Source organism: Kitasatospora sp. NPDC001664, assembly GCF_053596675.1.
In genome coordinates this window covers 1-14,583 of sequence record NZ_JBSFGS010000016.1, presented here as the reverse complement: position 1 = coordinate 14,583, position 14,583 = coordinate 1, and the positions used below count along the sequence as shown (strand labels likewise).

Below are 14,583 nucleotides of genomic sequence, written 5' to 3'. Positions count from 1 at the left end.
GTATTGCTCGAAGATGCTCGATCCGGCTATAAATCAAGCATCAATGAGCACTGGAGTCTGCCGTGATCCTGACCGTCACCCTCAACGCCGCCCTCGACGTCACCTACCACCTGCCCCGGGTGGCCCGCTTCGGGAGCAACCGGGTGCGGGAGGTGGCCGAGCAGGCGGGCGGCAAGGGGGTCAACGTCGCCCGGGTGCTGCACGCGCTCGGGGCCGAGGTGGTGGTCACCGGGCTGGCCGGCGGGGCGGCAGGGACGGCGATCCGTCAGGAGCTGGGGCGGGCCGGGCTGCCGGAGGAGTTCGCGGCCGTCGCCGGGGAGAGCCGGCGCACCATCGCGGTGGTGGAGCAGGAGGACGGCGACGCCACCATGTATCTGGAGCCGGGGCCGGTGGTGACCGAGGAGGAGTGGCGGGCCTTCCTGGAGCGGTACGCGGGGCTGCTGGCCGGGGCCGGGGCGGTGGTGCTCTCCGGGAGCCTGCCGCGCGGACTGCCCGCCGATGCGTACCGGACGCTGGTGGAGCTCGCCGGGGAGCGGGGCGTCCCGGCCGTGCTGGACGCGGACGGGGCGGCGCTGACCCACGGGCTGGCGGCGGGCCCGGCGCTGGTGAAGCCCAACCGCAAGGAGCTGGCGGCGGCCGTCGGATCCGACGATCCGGCGGCCGGTGCCGCGCTGCTGCGCTCCGCCGGGGCCGGCGCGGTGGCGGCCTCGCTCGGGCCCGACGGGCTGCTCGCGGTGACGGACCGCGGCAGCTGGCTCGCCGCCCCGCCGGAGCCGGTCCCCGGCAACCCCACCGGCGCGGGCGACGCGGCCGTGGCCGCCCTCACCCTGGGCCTGGTCCGCGACGAGCCCTGGCCGGACCGGCTGCGTCGCGCGGTGGCGCTGTCCGCCGCGACCGTCCTGGCGCCCCGGGCGGGCGAGTTCGACGGCGGCGCGTACCGGCAGTGGCGGGACCGCGTCCGGGTCGAGCCGCTGCCGTGACGGGGTGTCAGGCCTTCAGCTGGTAGGCCTTCATGTTCCTGAGCAGCAGATAGGTGTCGCGCAGCGAGCCCGAGGTGTCGCCGAGCGAGCGGTAGATGCCCCACTTGGGGCGGACCCGGTCGGCCAGGAAGGTGTCGACGCCGGTCTTGGTGGCGTCGACCACGGTCTTGCCGCCGCTCTTGAGCACCCAGCGGACCGAGCCGGCCTTCTTGTCGCCGATCTTGATCTCGTACTCGACGTCGACCCACTTGTTCTGGAGCGGTTCGAGGTCGGTGCGGCCGACCAGCACGTCGCCGTCGAACACCTTGTGCTCGATGGTCTGCTTCCCGTCCACCCGGCGCAGCGAGGTGACGGTGATCGGGGAGGTGCCGTTGCCCGGCTGCTTGGTCTGCATGATGTGGGTGAAGGTGGTGGTCGCCATCAGCGAGCTCGGGATGTACATCGAGTAGGTGACGCGCCAGGTCTGGCCCGACTTCCACTCCAGGAAGTCGGAGGAGGAGGTGCGGTTGCCGGTGACCTCGTGGCGCTGGCGGTCGTCGTAGGAGTCGCGGTCCACCTTGTGCATGTCGAAGCGGTAGGCGTCGCCCGAGACCTTGATGTGCGGGCCGCCGGACGGGTGCGAGTCGGCGCGGTCGTCCTCGACGGTCTCGAAGGCGCGCAGTCCGTCGCGGGCCGGGTCGGCCGACCAGCGCAGGGTCCAGCTCGGCGCGGCGTGGGCCGAGGCCGCCGGGACGAGAACGGCCGGGAGGGTCAGGACGAGGGCGGTCAGGACGGTGGGGAGCACGCGGGTGCGCATCGGCTGCCAACTCCTGCGGGTCGGGGGGTGGGTGGGACGGCAGTCATCCTGCCGTCCTGATGATGGACAGTAAAGCTTCCTGACTGTTCCCGGGTGTCGTGATTTGGTGACGAACGCGTGTACGGTTCCTGCCAGTTGAGCGAGTGGCGGTTGACCGTGGGCTCCGCGGCCGGGTTATGGTCACCCTGTGCGTGCATCCCCGTACCGAGCGCTGCTGGCGCTGGTCGCCCTGGTGCTGGCCGCGCTGACCTGTTCGGCGGCCGGTCCCTCCGCGCACACCCATCTGGCCGCCCCCGCCGGGGTGTTGACGGTCTTCGAGCTGGGCCCGCAGGACGCCTGCCCGGGTGGGGCCACCCCCGCCCCGCCCGTCCCCGACCACTGCGCGGAGGAGTCCGCCCAGTGGCTGGCCTCCCCGACCCCGCTGCTCCCGGCCCTGGCGCTGGTCGCCCTGCTGACCGTCGCACTGCTCGGGAACCACCGCCCGGCCGCCCCGCCCCGGACGCGCGCCCGCCGGGCCGGCGCGAGACACGGCCGCACGCTGCTCAACACGCTCTGCCTGCAACAGGTCTAGCGGAACCCCACGCCCCGCCCCGCCGACCAGTGGGGGTGACGGGCGTGCCCGCCGACCGATCATCCGTCAGCAGGAAGCAGAGCAGTGACGATCACGCGTTCCCTCGACACGGCGGTGCTCACCCCCGCCACCCTCCCCAGGACGGCCGCCGGCACCGGGCGCTCGCTGGCCGCCGCCGTCGGCCACACGCCCGTGGTGTGGATCGGCGAACCGTTCACCGGCTGTGCCCAGGGCTTCTGGGCCAAGCTGGAGGGCTTCAATCCCGGCGGCATCAAGGACCGCCCGGCCCTGCACATGGTGGGCCGGGCCCGCGAGCGCGGCGAACTCCGGCCCGGCGCCCGGATCGTGGAGTCCACCAGCGGCACCCTCGGCCTCGGGCTGGCGCTGGCGGGACAGATCCACGGCCACCCCGTCACCGTGGTCACGGACCCGGGGCTGGAGCCCGACGTGCACCGGCTGCTCACCGCCCAGGGCGCCACCGTCGACCTGGTGAGCGAGCCGCACCCCACCGGCGGCTGGCAGGAGGCCCGCCGCCTGCGGGTGGCCGAGCTGCTGGCCGCCGACCCCACCGCCTGGTGCCCCGACCAGTACGCCAACCCCGACAACGTCGCCGCCTACGAGCCGCTGGCCGAGGAGCTGGTGGCCCAACTCGGCCGGGTGGACGTGCTGGTGGCGAGCGTCGGCACCGGCGGCCACTCCGCCGGGGTGAGCCGGGTGCTGCGCGAGTACTACCCCGAGCTCAGGGTGATCGGGGTGGACACCACCGGCTCCACCATCTTCGGCCAGCCCGCCCGCGGCCGGCTGATGCGCGGCCTCGGCAGCTCCATCCACCCGCGCAACGTCGCCTACGAGCAGTTCGCCGAGGTGCACTGGGTGGCCGCTCCCGAGGCCGTGCGGGCCTGCCGGGCGCTGGCCCGCTCCGCGTACGCCTCCGGCGGCTGGAGCGTGGGCGCCGTCGCCCTGGTCGCCGCCTGGGCCGCCCGGACCGAACCGCCCGGCACCCGGATCGCCGCGATCTTCCCCGACGGCCCGCACCGCTACCTCTCCACCGTCTACAACGACGAGTACTGCCGCCCGCACGGCCTGCTGGACGGCGCGACCGCCGAGCACCCCGACGAGATCACCCACCCCGGCGAGCGCGAGGTCACCCGCTGGACCCGCTGCCGCACCGTCACCGACCCGCTGGGGGAGGCCCGGTGAGCGGCGGACGGGGCGGGTACCGCTCGTTCGAGCGCAGCGTCCGGCTGTTGATGGTCAACCAGTTCACCATCAACCTCGGCTTCTACATGCTGATGCCCTACCTGGCCCAGCACCTCTCCGGCACCCTCGGCCTGGCCGGCTGGACGGTCGGCCTGGTGCTCGGCGTGCGCAACCTCAGCCAGCAGGGCATGTTCCTGGCCGGCGGCGCCCTGGCGGACCGTTTCGGCTACAAGCCGCTGATCGTCGCCGGCCTGGCCCTGCGCACCGTCGGCTTCGCGGTGCTCGGCCTGGTCGACTCCGTCCCCGCGCTGCTCGCCGCCTCGGCGGCCACCGGGCTGGCCGGCGCGCTGTTCAACCCGGCGGTGCGCGCGTACGTGGCGGCCGACGCGGGGGAGCGCCGGGTGGAGGCCTTCGCCCTGTTCAACGTCTTCTACCAGGCGGGCATCCTGCTCGGCCCGCTGGCCGGACTGGCCCTCACCTGGCTGGACTTCCGCCTCACCTGCCTGGCCGCGGCGGCGGTCTTCGCCGTGCTCAGCGCCGTCCAGGTGCGCAGCCTGCCGCACCGGCCGGCCGAGCGCGGAGGCGGTGAGCCGGTGCGGTGGCGCGGGCTGCTGGGCAACCGGAGGTTCCTGCTCTTCGCCCTCGCGATGACCGGCTCCTACGTGCTCTCCTTCCAGGTCTACCTGGCACTGCCGCTGGAGGTCCGGCGGATCGGCGGCGAGGCGGCCGCACCGGCGGTCGCGGCGCTCTTCGTGGTCTCCGGGCTGGCCACCATCCTCGGCCAGACCCGGCTGACGGCCTGGTGCCGGCGGACCTGGCCGCCCGGGCGCTCCCTGACGGCGGGTCTGCTGGCGATGGCGGCGGCCTTCCTGCCGCTCGCGGCGGCGGCCGCCGTCCCGCCGCCCGGGCCCGGTCCGGCCCGGCTGGCGCTCGCGCTCGGCCCGCCGGTGCTGGCCGCCGCGCTGCTCACGCTGGGGACCATGCTGGCCTACCCGTTCGAGATGGACACCGTCGTCTCGCTCGCCGAGGGCCGGCTGGTGGCCACCCACTACGGGCTCTACAACACCGTCTGCGGGATCGGCATCACCCTGGGGAACCTCGCGGTCGGCGCCGCGCTGGACCTCGCCCCCGCCGCGACCTGGCTCGGCCTGACCGTCCTCGGCCTGGCGGCGGCCGCCGGGCTGGCCGCCCTGCACCGCACCGGCAGGCTGGCTCCCGCCGCCCCGGCCCGCCGCGCGGGGGCCACGGTCGGCTGAGACAGCGTCAGAACGGGGCGGCCCGAGCAGACGGTGTCCGCCCCGTTCCTCGTCACCTGCCGTCCGCCGACCGGTCCACACCTCGGACCGGTCGGCGTGCCGGCGCGGCGGCGGGAGAGGATGGGGGCGTCTTCCGGACCGGGCCGGGCGGGCGTCCCCGGGTGTCCGCCGGGCACCGCCGCGCCCCGCACCGGGCCGTCCCGGGAGGCAGTGCGGTGCCCGGGAGGCAGAGCCCGGACCACCCCCGCCCGCTGGACCAACCGCGCCCTGGAGGACGCCGTGACGGTAGTCGAGATTCCCGGATCGAAGTCGGTGACGGCCCGCGCGCTGTTCCTGGCCGCCGCCGCCGACGGCAGCACCAGGCTGCGCCGCCCGCTGCACTCCGACGACACCGAGGGCTTCGCGGCCGGCCTCGCCGCGCTCGGCTACGCGGTCACCGAGGACGGCCAGGACTGGATCGTCGAGGGCCGCCCGCAGGGCCCCGCCAACGACGCCGACGTCTACTGCCGCGACGGCGCCACCACCGCCCGCTTCCTCCCCGCGCTGGCCGCCGCCGGGCACGGCGAGTTCCGCTTCGACGCCTCCGCGCAGATGCGCCGCCGCCCGGTCGGCCCGCTCACCGAGGCGCTGCGCGAGCTCGGCGTGGTGCTGGTGCACGAGGAGAACGAGGGCCACCACCCGCTGCGGATCAGCGCGCGCGGCGTCAAGGGCGGCGAGCTCACCCTGGACGCCGGGCTCTCCTCGCAGTACCTGACCGCCCTGCTGCTGCTCGGCCCGCTCACCGAGCAGGGCCTGCGGATCACCGTCACCGACCTGGTCTCGGTGCCCTACGTCGAGATCACCCTCGCCATGATGCGCAGCTTCGGCGTGGAGGTCGGGCGCGAGGGCGACGGCAAGGTCTTCGTGGTGCCGCCGGGCGGCTACACCGCCGCCGATTACCCGGTCGAGCCGGACGCCTCCACCGCCAGCTACGTCTTCGCCGCCGCCGCCCTGACGGGCCGTGAGGTGACGGTGCCCGGCCTCGGGCAGGGCGCGCTCCAGGGCGACCTGAAGTTCGTCGAGGTGCTGGAGCGGATGGGGGCGGAGGTCCGGATCGGCGAGGACGAGGTGACCGTGGCCGGCGCTCCCGGCGGGCGGCTGTCCGGGATCACCGTCAACATGCGGGACATCTCCGACACCATGCCGACGCTGGCCGCCATCGCGCCGTTCGCCGACGGGCCGGTGCGGATCGAGGACGTCTACAACACCCGGGTCAAGGAGTGCGACCGCCTGGAGGCCTGCGCGCAGAACCTGCGGGCCCAGGGCATCGAGGTGGAGACCGGCCGGGACTGGATCGAGATCAGGCCGGGCGCACCGAAGCCGGTCGAGATCGCCACCTTCGGGGACCACCGGATCGTGATGTCCTTCGCGGTGGCCGGGCTGCGCACCCCGGGCGTCACCTTCGACGACCCGGGATGCGTGCGGAAGACCTTCCCGGCCTTCCACGAGGAGTTCGCGAAGCTGCGCGCCTCCTGGGGGATCTGACCGGCTCTCAGGCCTCGGCCGGCTTGAGCCTGCGCGCGACCAGCGTGCCGAGCCGGTCGAGGCCCACCACCAGCGCCGCCAGCGCGATGAACTCGAAGGTCAGCTGGACGATCTGGAGCGACACCCAGCCGTAGCCCTTCTCGCTCGGGTCCAGGAAGAAGTACGGGTACTTGACCGGGAAGTCCGGGAAGAGCAGGGCCCGGGCGATGGTGACGGCGGCGTAGCCGAGCGGGAAGGCCAGCCAGAGCGGCAGGTCCTTCCAACGGGAGGCGTTGCGCGGCTTGAGGCAGAGCCAGTCGCCCAGCACCAGCACGGGCGTGACGTAGTGCAGGAAGAAGCTGGACCACTCCTGCACCAGGTTCTCGCCGTTCACCAGCCCGGGCAGCGGGTTGGCCCCCTTGTTCAGCAGGATGTGCGCGACCAGGCCGGTGATGGTGATGTACAGCGTCACCGCCCCGCGCAGCCGCGGCGCGGGCGCCTCGACGGTGGAGCGCTTCACCATCCAGTAGACGGCCCCGAGGAAGTACCCGAGCACGATCACGTTGCTCTCGATGGTGAAGTACACCAGCGAGCTGTTGCTGAGGATCAGCCCGAGCCCGGCCGAGAGCACGATGGCCGCTCGCCACCAGAGTGAGGGGCGGGTCCAGACCGACATGTTGTTCACCAGTCCGTGGTCGAGTGTTGGCATGGTCGCCGCACTCTACCTGCGGGTAGCCGACCCACGGAAGGCGCCTGGTCACCGGCGTACGATCACCCCGTGCCCCGCAAGCCGAACACCCCGCGCCGCCTGACCGCCGACGGCACCAGGTACCTCTGGACGCTCCGTCACCGCCACCGGCCGGAGGGCTGCGAGGAGAGACTGACCCTGCACCCCCAGCCCGCAGGGGAGAGCGGCCTGCTGCGCATCGTCTTCGCCGACGGCCCGGACCGGTACGTGCCGGGAGGGGCGCCGCTCGGCTCGGGCGACGTCGGGTACGTCAGGGGCGCCGGGCTGAACCTGCACGAGCCGGGGGCCGTCAGGGCCCTGCTCGACGCCGCGCTGGCGGGTGGCTGGGCGCCGGGCGGTCCCGCCGTGGAGCTTGACGGGTGGTCACTGCTGGAGGAGGCGGCCCGGGCGGGTCAGGGGCTGACGAAGCCCTCCTGGTAGGCGGTGATGACGGCCTGGGTGCGGTCGCGGGCGGCGAGTTTGGTGAGGATGCCGCCGACGTGGGTCTTGACGGTCTCGGGGCTGACGACGAGGTGGGCGGCGATCTCGGCGTTGTTGAGGCCGGCGGCCATCAGGCGGAGGACCTGGGACTCGCGGTCGGTGAGGCGGCGGGTGCGGGCGTCGGGGCGGGCGGGGCGGCGGGCGGTGGCGAGGTCGCGGATGGCGGCGGGGAAGAGCAGGGAGTCGCCGCGGGCGACCAGGCGGACGGCCTGGACCATCTCGTCGGCGCTGGCGCGCTTGAGCAGGAAGCCGGCGGCTCCGGCCCGGAGCGCGTCGTAGACGTGGTCGTCGTTCTCGAAGGTGGTGACCACCAGGATCCGGGGCGCCGGGTCGAGGGTGGAGACCAACTGTTCGGTGGCGCGGATGCCGTCCACCTGCGGCATCCGGACGTCCATCAGCACCACGTCCGGCCGCAACTCCCTCACCAGGGAGACGACTTCGGCACCGTTGGCGGCCTCCCCGACCACCTCCAGGTCCGGTTCGGCGTTCAGGATGGCCCGTAGGCCCATCCGCACCAGCCGCTCGTCGTCGGCGATCACTACGCGCACCGTCATGTCCCGGCCCCCTGCTCGTTCGGTTCAACTGTTCAACTGTTCAGCGGCAGCCGGGCGGTGAGCCGCCAGCGGCCGTCGGTGTCCACGCCTGCGCCGCAGGTGCCGCCCAGCACCGCGGCCCGTTCGGCCATCCCGGCCAACCCCCGCCCGCCGCCCGGACGGCTCGGCCGGTCCTCGCCGGGCGGATTGACCAGCTCCAACTCCAGTGCACCGGAGACCACTTCGAGCCGCAGCTCGGCGGTCACCCGCCCCGCGTGGCGCAGCACGTTGGTCAGCCCCTCCTGGACGATCCGGTACGCCGCCCGGGAGGCCTCGGCCGGCAGCTCGCCCGTCCCGGGTCCGACCCGCGCGGAGACCGCGACCCCGGCCAGCTCCATCTGCCGCAGCAGGGCGCCGAGCCCGGCCAGGGTGGGAGCGGTGGAGCCGGCGGCGGGCTCGGGCTCCTCGCGGAGCAGGCCGAGCACGGTGTCCAGCTCGGCCACCGCGGCCCGGGCGGTCTCCTCGATCGCCTTGAGCGCCTCCTCGGCGAACTCCGGGTCGCTGCGCAGCACCCGCCCGGCCGCCGCCGCCTGGATCCCGACGGCGCTCAGCGCGTGGCCGACGGAGTCGTGCAACTCCCGCGCCAGCCGGTTGCGTTGGGCCAGCTCCAGGGCGCGCCGTTCGGCCGCGGCGAGCCGCTCGCCGGGCGTCGGCCCGAGCAGCGGCACCGCGGTGCGGGCCAGCCAGGCCCCGGCCCCGGCGTTGGTCAGCAGCACCAGCGCCACCAGCCCGAGCGCGACCAGCTGCGGCGCCACCCCGAGCGGTCCGAACAGCTCCCGCACCGCGGCCTGGTCCGGGAAGAGCAGCAGCACGCAGACCGCCGGCGGGACGGAGAGCGACATCCCCGAGACCACCCCGCCGCAGAACAGGTGCTGGACGAACCAGGCGGCGGTGCGCCGCCGGGCGGCCCAGGACCGTGACGCGGTGACCGTCAACTCCCGTCCGTCGGCCAGTCCGAGGGCCCGGGCGGCGGTGGCCTCCAGGACCCGGACGGCCGGCAGCAGCAGCGCCACGGCGGCGGCGAGCGGCAGGGCCACCGCGAAGGCCTCGAACTGCGCCCACAGGTCCCCGCGCGTGTCGTTCAGTCCCCGGGCGGTGGAGACCAGCACCAGGCAGAGCAGCCAGAAGGGCATCAGGAGGGCTCCGCCGAGCACCAGGTGCACCCAGCGGAGCGCCGCCCTGCGTCCGACCAGTGCACGCAGACCGACCGGCAAGTGGGGGGCGGCGTCGCGGTGCCGGGGCACGCACCTCGCCGGCTTCTCGTCAGTCGCCGATGCTCCGCATGGACTCCCTCCTCGGCGCCGCCGAGCCACGCACCCCAACACCGCTCCTTCCTCCGCCCCCCACTTGCCGGTCGGTCTCACGCAGCTGACCCTATGTCAGCGGCAGCGTGCGCACGTTCGATCAGGACCAGGGCCCCGGTCACCAGCAGCAGCCCGCCGATCCCGGCCTGCGCCGCCTCGGCCAACTGCCCGGCCGGTGGCACGGTGTCGGTCCGCTCGGGGAGGTCGGGCTGGAGCAGCCAGACGAAGACGTTCCACGCGCCCCAGGCGAAGACCGCGCCGCCGGCCAGCCAGCCGGTCAGCAGGGCGGGGGCCAGCCGGCGCTGCGGGGTGCGGCGCAGCACCACCCAGAGGAACGCGGTGCAGGCGGCCAGCAACAGCACGGCGGTGACGGCGTCGATGATCCTGGCGGGGCGGTGGCCGTCCAACAGCCGCAGCGGGCGGGCCAGGTGGCCGCCGAGCGCCCAGTAGAGCCGGGCGGCGGCGAGCGGCAGGGCCAGCCCTGCGGCGGTCACCGCGAGGGTGCGCTGCAGTCCGAGGGTGGCCGTGCGGGGCAGGTCGCCGATCCGGTCGGAGAGCAGCCCGGCCCAGCGCTCCCGGGCGTGCAGGGCGAAGCCGGCCAGCAGGGCGACCCCCTGGACCGCGAAGCCGCCGTAGACCACGGCGAACACCCAGGGCTGTAGCCAGCCCTGCGGGTCGACCGAGGGCTCGGTGCCGAGCAGCAGCTCGGTGCCGAAGATCAGCGGAAGTTCGATCAGCAGGGCGCCCAGCATCCCGCTGCCGACCCAGGCCGGGAAGAGCACCAGCCCGGCCGGGATCCGCCGGCCCCAGGGGCGGACGAAGGCCAGCGCCAGGGCGACCGCCACCGCGTCCATGACGAAGGTGACCAGGTTGGCGGCCCACAGCGCGCCGGAGTGGGCGATCTCGGCGTCCGGGCCGAATCCGATCGTGCTGCCGCACAGCCAGAGGGTCTTGAGGGTCAGGTACGGCACGGTGGCCGCGACGGTGAGTGCGCAGATGCCCCGGCGCAGTGCGCCGGACGGGGTGAGGTCCATGGGTCCACCCTCCCGTCCGGCGCCCGCCCGGGGCCTCCGCCCTGGTCAGGAACCGGATCCCCCCGGAGGGGGAAGCGGTGCTACTCCTGAGGGAGGGTCACCCCGCTGGCGCGGAGCATCTCCTCGCGCTCCACCACCTTGACCCGCTCGCGCTGCTGCGGCTCGCCGAGCGCCTTCTCGTACGCGTCCAGCAGCTTCCAGCCGTCCCAGGTGGTGTACGCGACCTGGTTGGCCGTCAGGTGCGCGAGGACGGCGTCCTCCTGCGGGGCGTCCGGGGTGCGCAGCGCGCCGGCCCGGAAGTCCTCGATCAGGCAGGCCACGGTCTCGTTGGCGTCGCCCTTGGTGTGGCCGATCAGGCCGACCGGGCCGCGCTTGATCCAGCCGGTGACGTAGGTGGACGGCAGGTGGTGCCCGGCCTCCATGACCCGGCCGGCCTCGTGCGGCACGGTGCCGGAGACGGCGTCCCAGGGCAGCTTGGGCAGCTCCTCGGAGAGGTAGCCGACGGCGCGGTAGACGGCGCCCAGGTCCCAGTCGGTGTACGCGCCGGTGCCCTTGACGTTGCCGGTGCCGTCGAGCTCGGTGCGCTCGGTGCGCAGGCCGGTGACCTCGCCGTTCTCGCCGAGCACCTCGACCGGGGACTCGAAGAAGTGCAGGAAGAGCTTGTGCGGGCGCTCGCCGATGTCGCGGATCGCCCAGTTCTCCAGGGTGGAGGCGACCATGTCGGCCTGCTTGTTGCCCCGGCGGGTGGCGATCGAGCCCTCGTCGTAGTCGATGTCCTCGGGGTTGACGATGACCTCGATGTTCGGCGAGTGGTCCAGCTCGCGCAGCTCCATCGGGCTGAACTTGGCCTGGGCCGGGCCGCGGCGGCCGAAGACGTGGACCTCCAGCGCCTTGTTGCCCTTGAGCCCCTCGTACACGTTGGCCGGGATCTCGGTGGGCAGCAGCTCGTCGGCGGTCTTGGCCAGGATGCGGGCCACGTCCAGCGCCACGTTGCCGACGCCGAGCACCGCGACCTTCTCGGCCTCCAGCGGCCACTCGCGCGGGACGTCCGGGTGGCCGTCGTACCAGGAGACGAAGTCGGCCGCCCCATAGGAGCCGTCCAGCTCGATGCCGGGGATCTTCAGCTCGCGGTCGGCCATCGCGCCGGTGGAGAAGACCACCGCGTCGTAGAAGCGGTGCAGGTCGTCCAGGGAGAGGTCGGTGGGGTAGTCCACGTTCCCGAACAGGCGGATCTGCGGCTTCTCCAGCACCTGGTGGAGCGCGGTGATGATGCCCTTGATCCGGGGGTGGTCGGGGGCGACGCCGTAGCGGATCAGGCCGAAGGGCGCGGGCATGCGCTCGAACAGGTCGATCGACACACCGGGGTCGGCGGCGACCTCGGACTTCATCAACGCGTCGGCGGCGTAGATGCCGGCGGGGCCGGCTCCGACTATGGCCACTCGGATGGGGCGGGACATACGTGCATCCTTCGGCTGGGCAGCGTTGACCGCCAGGGTGCCCGGCGGTTCCTGGTTAGGCTACCCTTTCCCGATCTATGGCCCCATAGGGATGCCCTATGTCCATCAGGTGCAGAGGTCTGGACCACGCCCCATCCGTGGTGCTAGGGCCGGGTCACCGCCGGGTCACCCGGCCGCGAGCGACGGCGTGCAGGTCCAGGTCCAGTACGGGCGCGGCTCGGTGCTCGGGCTCGGGTCGGCGGTCCACGTGGGACTGGGGCTCGGGCTCGGGCTCGGGCTGATCGTCGGGCGGGGGCTGCTGACGGTCGGGCTCGGCGGCCAGGCCGGGGTGGTCAGGACGCAGGCGCCGGGGGCCGTCACGTCGGTCATGGCGATCCGGCCGATCCGGAAGGGTCCCTGGCCGTACCAGCCGTGGAAGGAGACGGTCACCTGGTTGACCGCGACCACGGAGACGGTGGCGGTCAGGGTGGTCCACCCGGAGCCGTCGGCCCAGCGCGTCACCTTGCCGTCGGGGACCTTCGGGACCCCCTCGACGGTGACGAAGGCGTAGGACCCGGAGACCTCGGCCGTGAGTTCGTAGGTGGAGCCGGGAACGACCCGGACCGCCTGGGTGCAGCCGGCCTGCTCGTGGGTTCCGGGGCGGCCCTCCACGATCCGGTCGGTGAGGGTCACGTCACCGGTGCAGGACCAGCCGGAGCTCAGCGGTTCGGCGAAGTCGCCGTTGCGCACCACCTGCTGGCGTGGCGGCTCGGCGGCGGCGGGTACGACCGTGACCAGGCCGACGAGGGCCAGGGCCACGGCTCCGAGCAGGGCGGCGGGGGTGGCGGACTGTCTGTGGGGTGCACGCATTGCCTTCTCCTGGTGGGGAGTTGTGGACGGGCAGCGGTGCAGGGAGTGGGCCCAGCCTGGTGGAGGGCGGGAGGCCGGGTCAAGAGTGCCGAATTCGCCGATCCTCTGGACGGTATATTCAACTCACCGGTATATGTAGAGGCATGACGGAACGTTCGATGCAGGAGCCGACACTGCTCCTGCTCACCGCGCTGGCCGATGCGCCCCGGCACGGGTACGCGCTGCTCCAGGAGGTCACCGCGATCTCCGGGGGCCGCGTGAAGCTCCGCGCCGGGACGCTCTACGGAGCCCTGGAACGCCTGCTCAAGCAGGGACTGGTCCGGGTGGAGGGGGAGGAAGTGGTCGACGGCAGGGCACGGCGGACCTTCGGGCTCACCGACGGCGGGCGGGAGGTGCTGGAGCGCGAGGCCGAACGGCTGCGCGCGGTGGTGGCCGAGGCCGACCGGCGGCTGTCCTCGGGCCGCGCCGCGCAGCTGCGTCCGGGATTCGCCTCGTGAGTGGGGCGAGCGGGGCAAGCGGGATGGGCGGGGCGAGCGGCCTCGGGGTGCGGGTGGCGATGCGCCTCCACCCGGGGTCCTACCGCCGGGGCGAGGGCGCCGAGTTGGCGGCGGTCTTCGCGGACGCCACCGCCGGGCGGGGGCGTTGGTCGGCCGCGCGGGAGTGGGTCGATCTGGCCGGGCACGGCCTGCGGATGCGGCTCGGGCTCGGGTCGGACCGGACACTGGCTCAACTGGCTGCTCTGGCAGCGCCGTTCGCGGGGGTGGCGGCGGTGGCGGGCACGCTGGCGGAGGAGGTGGACGGCGTGGTCGTCTCCCTGCAGCGCGGGTGGCCCCTGTACTGGCTGATCGCTGCGCCGGTGGACACCCTGCCGGGCTTCGGCTACTGGCTCGGCCGGGCGGGTCTGCTCCTCCTGTTGGTGGTGGCCGTCGCGGCCGTCACCGGCCGTTGGACCGCGGCCCGGGCGCTGGCGCCGCCGGGCCTGCTGGCGGTCCTGGGCCACATGGTGGTCGAGTCGCTGCTGTCGACGAGCTGGTCCTACGGGGACGGCCCTCGGCTGCTCGCCAGGATGGCGGCCTGGTACGGGCCGCAGGTGATCTGGCTGCTGATCCTGATGGCCGCGCCCCGGGACCTGCTCGGGCCGCCGACCAGGGGGCGGCGCCTGAGCTCTCTGGCGGGTCTGCTGGTCGGCGGTGTGCTGCTGAACACCGCGCTCGGGCTGGGGCCGTTCCGGATCCTCGGTGCGGGGGCGCCCAGCGTCGTGCTGGCCCTGCTGCTCGGTGCGACGGAGCTCACGCTGCTCGCCGTGGCCGTGCCCGCGCTGCTGCGCGGCCGGCCGGGTCCGGCGGCGGCGGCCGTGGCGGGGGTGCCGGTGCTCGCCCTGATGCTGCTCTCGGCCGCCGCCCACCTGTGGAACTCCGGCCACCACGTCCTCGCCGTCGCGCTGCTGGCCGGGTTCGCGCTGCTGGCCGCCGTCCTGCCGCACTGGCGGCCCGGCTTCCTGGAGCGGCGCCCGCCCACCGCTCGTTAGAGCCTGTCTGACAATTCCCGCCGGGTCCGGCCCTCCCCCAGCCTTCGGCCGGGAGGTGCCCCCTTGGCACGCACGCTCGCCGCACGGCCGAAACGCCCAAGTAGCTCCGCTACGAGGGCGTCCCGGCCGCACGCCGATCGCACGCACCGAACGACCCGCCCTGATCCGACGCGAATTGTCAGACAGGCTCTAGTGTCCTGAGTCCTTGATCCGTCGTTGGTCAGTGCATGGGACGTCCTGGGCCGAGGCTGGCCGAGCTGGTGTTGTCGGATCACGAGCGGCAG

The 14,583-nt window shown here is 74.0% G+C and carries 15 protein-coding genes; 8 read left to right on the top strand and 7 right to left on the bottom strand.

The features are described 5' to 3' along the window. Positions 1 to 62: 62 nt before the first annotated feature. A complete protein-coding gene (locus tag ACWCYY_RS22730) occupies positions 63 to 980 on the top strand; it encodes a 1-phosphofructokinase family hexose kinase (protein WP_345286583.1) in 918 nt (305 codons plus the stop codon). Between the two features lie 7 nt (positions 981 to 987). Here ACWCYY_RS22730 and ACWCYY_RS22725 read toward each other — a convergent pair whose 3' ends face one another. Beyond that, positions 988 to 1,776: a heparin lyase I family protein gene (locus ACWCYY_RS22725; RefSeq protein WP_345286585.1), complete on the bottom strand. Its 789-nt coding sequence runs from the start codon at positions 1,774 to 1,776 to the stop codon at positions 988 to 990. A gap of 187 nt (positions 1,777 to 1,963) precedes the next feature. Here ACWCYY_RS22725 and ACWCYY_RS22720 point away from each other — a divergent pair, with 187 nt between their 5' ends. The 4 genes from ACWCYY_RS22720 to aroA all read left to right on the top strand — a co-directional run bounded on the left by ACWCYY_RS22720 (position 1,964) and on the right by aroA (position 6,327). Further along, positions 1,964 to 2,347: a hypothetical protein gene (locus tag ACWCYY_RS22720; protein ID WP_345286586.1), complete on the top strand. Its 384-nt coding sequence runs from the start codon at positions 1,964 to 1,966 to the stop codon at positions 2,345 to 2,347. A 114-nt stretch (positions 2,348 to 2,461) separates the two neighbouring features. Next, positions 2,462 to 3,547 carry a PLP-dependent cysteine synthase family protein gene (locus ACWCYY_RS22715; protein ID WP_380150115.1) on the top strand — a complete coding sequence of 362 codons (1,086 nt, stop codon included), beginning with the start codon at positions 2,462 to 2,464 and terminating at the stop codon, positions 3,545 to 3,547. Positions 3,548 to 3,597: 50 nt separating this feature from the next. Beyond that, positions 3,598 to 4,803, top strand: coding sequence for an MFS transporter (locus tag ACWCYY_RS22710; RefSeq protein WP_449797153.1), 1,206 nt, complete (start codon positions 3,598 to 3,600; stop codon positions 4,801 to 4,803). 279 nt (positions 4,804 to 5,082) lie between these two features. Then, positions 5,083 to 6,327 carry a 3-phosphoshikimate 1-carboxyvinyltransferase gene (gene aroA, locus ACWCYY_RS22705; protein ID WP_449797046.1) on the top strand — a complete coding sequence of 415 codons (1,245 nt, stop codon included), beginning with the start codon at positions 5,083 to 5,085 and terminating at the stop codon, positions 6,325 to 6,327. 7 nt (positions 6,328 to 6,334) lie between these two features. On the opposite strand, the gene ACWCYY_RS22700 is transcribed toward aroA, so the two are convergent. Then, positions 6,335 to 7,015: a Pr6Pr family membrane protein gene (locus ACWCYY_RS22700; RefSeq protein ID WP_345286589.1), complete on the bottom strand. Its 681-nt coding sequence runs from the start codon at positions 7,013 to 7,015 to the stop codon at positions 6,335 to 6,337. Between the two features lie 69 nt (positions 7,016 to 7,084). On the opposite strand from ACWCYY_RS22700, the gene ACWCYY_RS22695 reads away from it, so the two are divergent. Beyond that, a complete protein-coding gene (locus ACWCYY_RS22695) occupies positions 7,085 to 7,474 on the top strand; it encodes a hypothetical protein (protein WP_345286591.1) in 390 nt (129 codons plus the stop codon). Here the strand turns inward: ACWCYY_RS22695 and ACWCYY_RS22690 are convergent. The 5 genes from ACWCYY_RS22690 to ACWCYY_RS22670 all read right to left on the bottom strand — a co-directional run bounded on the left by ACWCYY_RS22690 (position 7,447) and on the right by ACWCYY_RS22670 (position 12,771). Then, complete coding sequence (locus ACWCYY_RS22690) at positions 7,447 to 8,088, bottom strand: response regulator transcription factor (RefSeq protein ID WP_345286593.1); 642 nt, start codon at positions 8,086 to 8,088, stop codon at positions 7,447 to 7,449. The two genes, ACWCYY_RS22695 and ACWCYY_RS22690, sit on opposite strands and share 28 nt — an antisense overlap. 32 nt (positions 8,089 to 8,120) lie before the next feature. Next, on the bottom strand, positions 8,121 to 9,371 hold the full coding sequence (locus ACWCYY_RS22685) for a sensor histidine kinase (RefSeq protein ID WP_449797045.1): 1,251 nt from the start codon (positions 9,369 to 9,371) through the stop codon (positions 8,121 to 8,123). Between the two features lie 116 nt (positions 9,372 to 9,487). Beyond that, positions 9,488 to 10,465: a hypothetical protein gene (locus tag ACWCYY_RS22680; protein ID WP_449797044.1), complete on the bottom strand. Its 978-nt coding sequence runs from the start codon at positions 10,463 to 10,465 to the stop codon at positions 9,488 to 9,490. An 80-nt stretch (positions 10,466 to 10,545) separates the two neighbouring features. Then, entirely contained in the window at positions 10,546 to 11,922 is a 1,377-nt protein-coding gene (locus ACWCYY_RS22675; protein ID WP_449797043.1) for an FAD-dependent oxidoreductase, read from the bottom strand. A gap of 165 nt (positions 11,923 to 12,087) precedes the next feature. Then, complete coding sequence (locus ACWCYY_RS22670; protein WP_345286601.1) at positions 12,088 to 12,771, bottom strand: carbohydrate binding domain-containing protein; 684 nt, start codon at positions 12,769 to 12,771, stop codon at positions 12,088 to 12,090. Between the two features lie 143 nt (positions 12,772 to 12,914). On the opposite strand from ACWCYY_RS22670, the gene ACWCYY_RS22665 reads away from it, so the two are divergent. Both ACWCYY_RS22665 and ACWCYY_RS22660 read left to right on the top strand, forming a co-directional pair. After that, positions 12,915 to 13,268: a PadR family transcriptional regulator gene (locus tag ACWCYY_RS22665; protein ID WP_345286603.1), complete on the top strand. Its 354-nt coding sequence runs from the start codon at positions 12,915 to 12,917 to the stop codon at positions 13,266 to 13,268. After that, on the top strand, positions 13,265 to 14,299 hold the full coding sequence (locus ACWCYY_RS22660) for a hypothetical protein (protein WP_449797042.1): 1,035 nt from the start codon (positions 13,265 to 13,267) through the stop codon (positions 14,297 to 14,299). Before ACWCYY_RS22665 ends, ACWCYY_RS22660 begins: the two co-directional genes overlap by 4 nt. Positions 14,300 to 14,583 lie beyond the last annotated feature (284 nt).

Coding starts and splice junctions, on each gene's coding strand:
- ACWCYY_RS22725 (WP_345286585.1), bottom strand. CDS start 1,776: ATGCGCACCCGCGTGCTCCCCACCGTCCTGACCGCCCTCGTCCTGACC.
- ACWCYY_RS22710 (WP_449797153.1), top strand. CDS start 3,598: ATGGTCAACCAGTTCACCATCAACCTCGGCTTCTACATGCTGATGCCC.
- ACWCYY_RS22700 (WP_345286589.1), bottom strand. CDS start 7,015: ATGCCAACACTCGACCACGGACTGGTGAACAACATGTCGGTCTGGACC.
- ACWCYY_RS22690 (WP_345286593.1), bottom strand. CDS start 8,088: ATGACGGTGCGCGTAGTGATCGCCGACGACGAGCGGCTGGTGCGGATG.
- ACWCYY_RS22680 (WP_449797044.1), bottom strand. CDS start 10,465: ATGGACCTCACCCCGTCCGGCGCACTGCGCCGGGGCATCTGCGCACTC.
- ACWCYY_RS22675 (WP_449797043.1), bottom strand. CDS start 11,922: ATGTCCCGCCCCATCCGAGTGGCCATAGTCGGAGCCGGCCCCGCCGGC.
- ACWCYY_RS22670 (WP_345286601.1), bottom strand. CDS start 12,771: ATGCGTGCACCCCACAGACAGTCCGCCACCCCCGCCGCCCTGCTCGGA.
- ACWCYY_RS22665 (WP_345286603.1), top strand. CDS start 12,915: ATGACGGAACGTTCGATGCAGGAGCCGACACTGCTCCTGCTCACCGCG.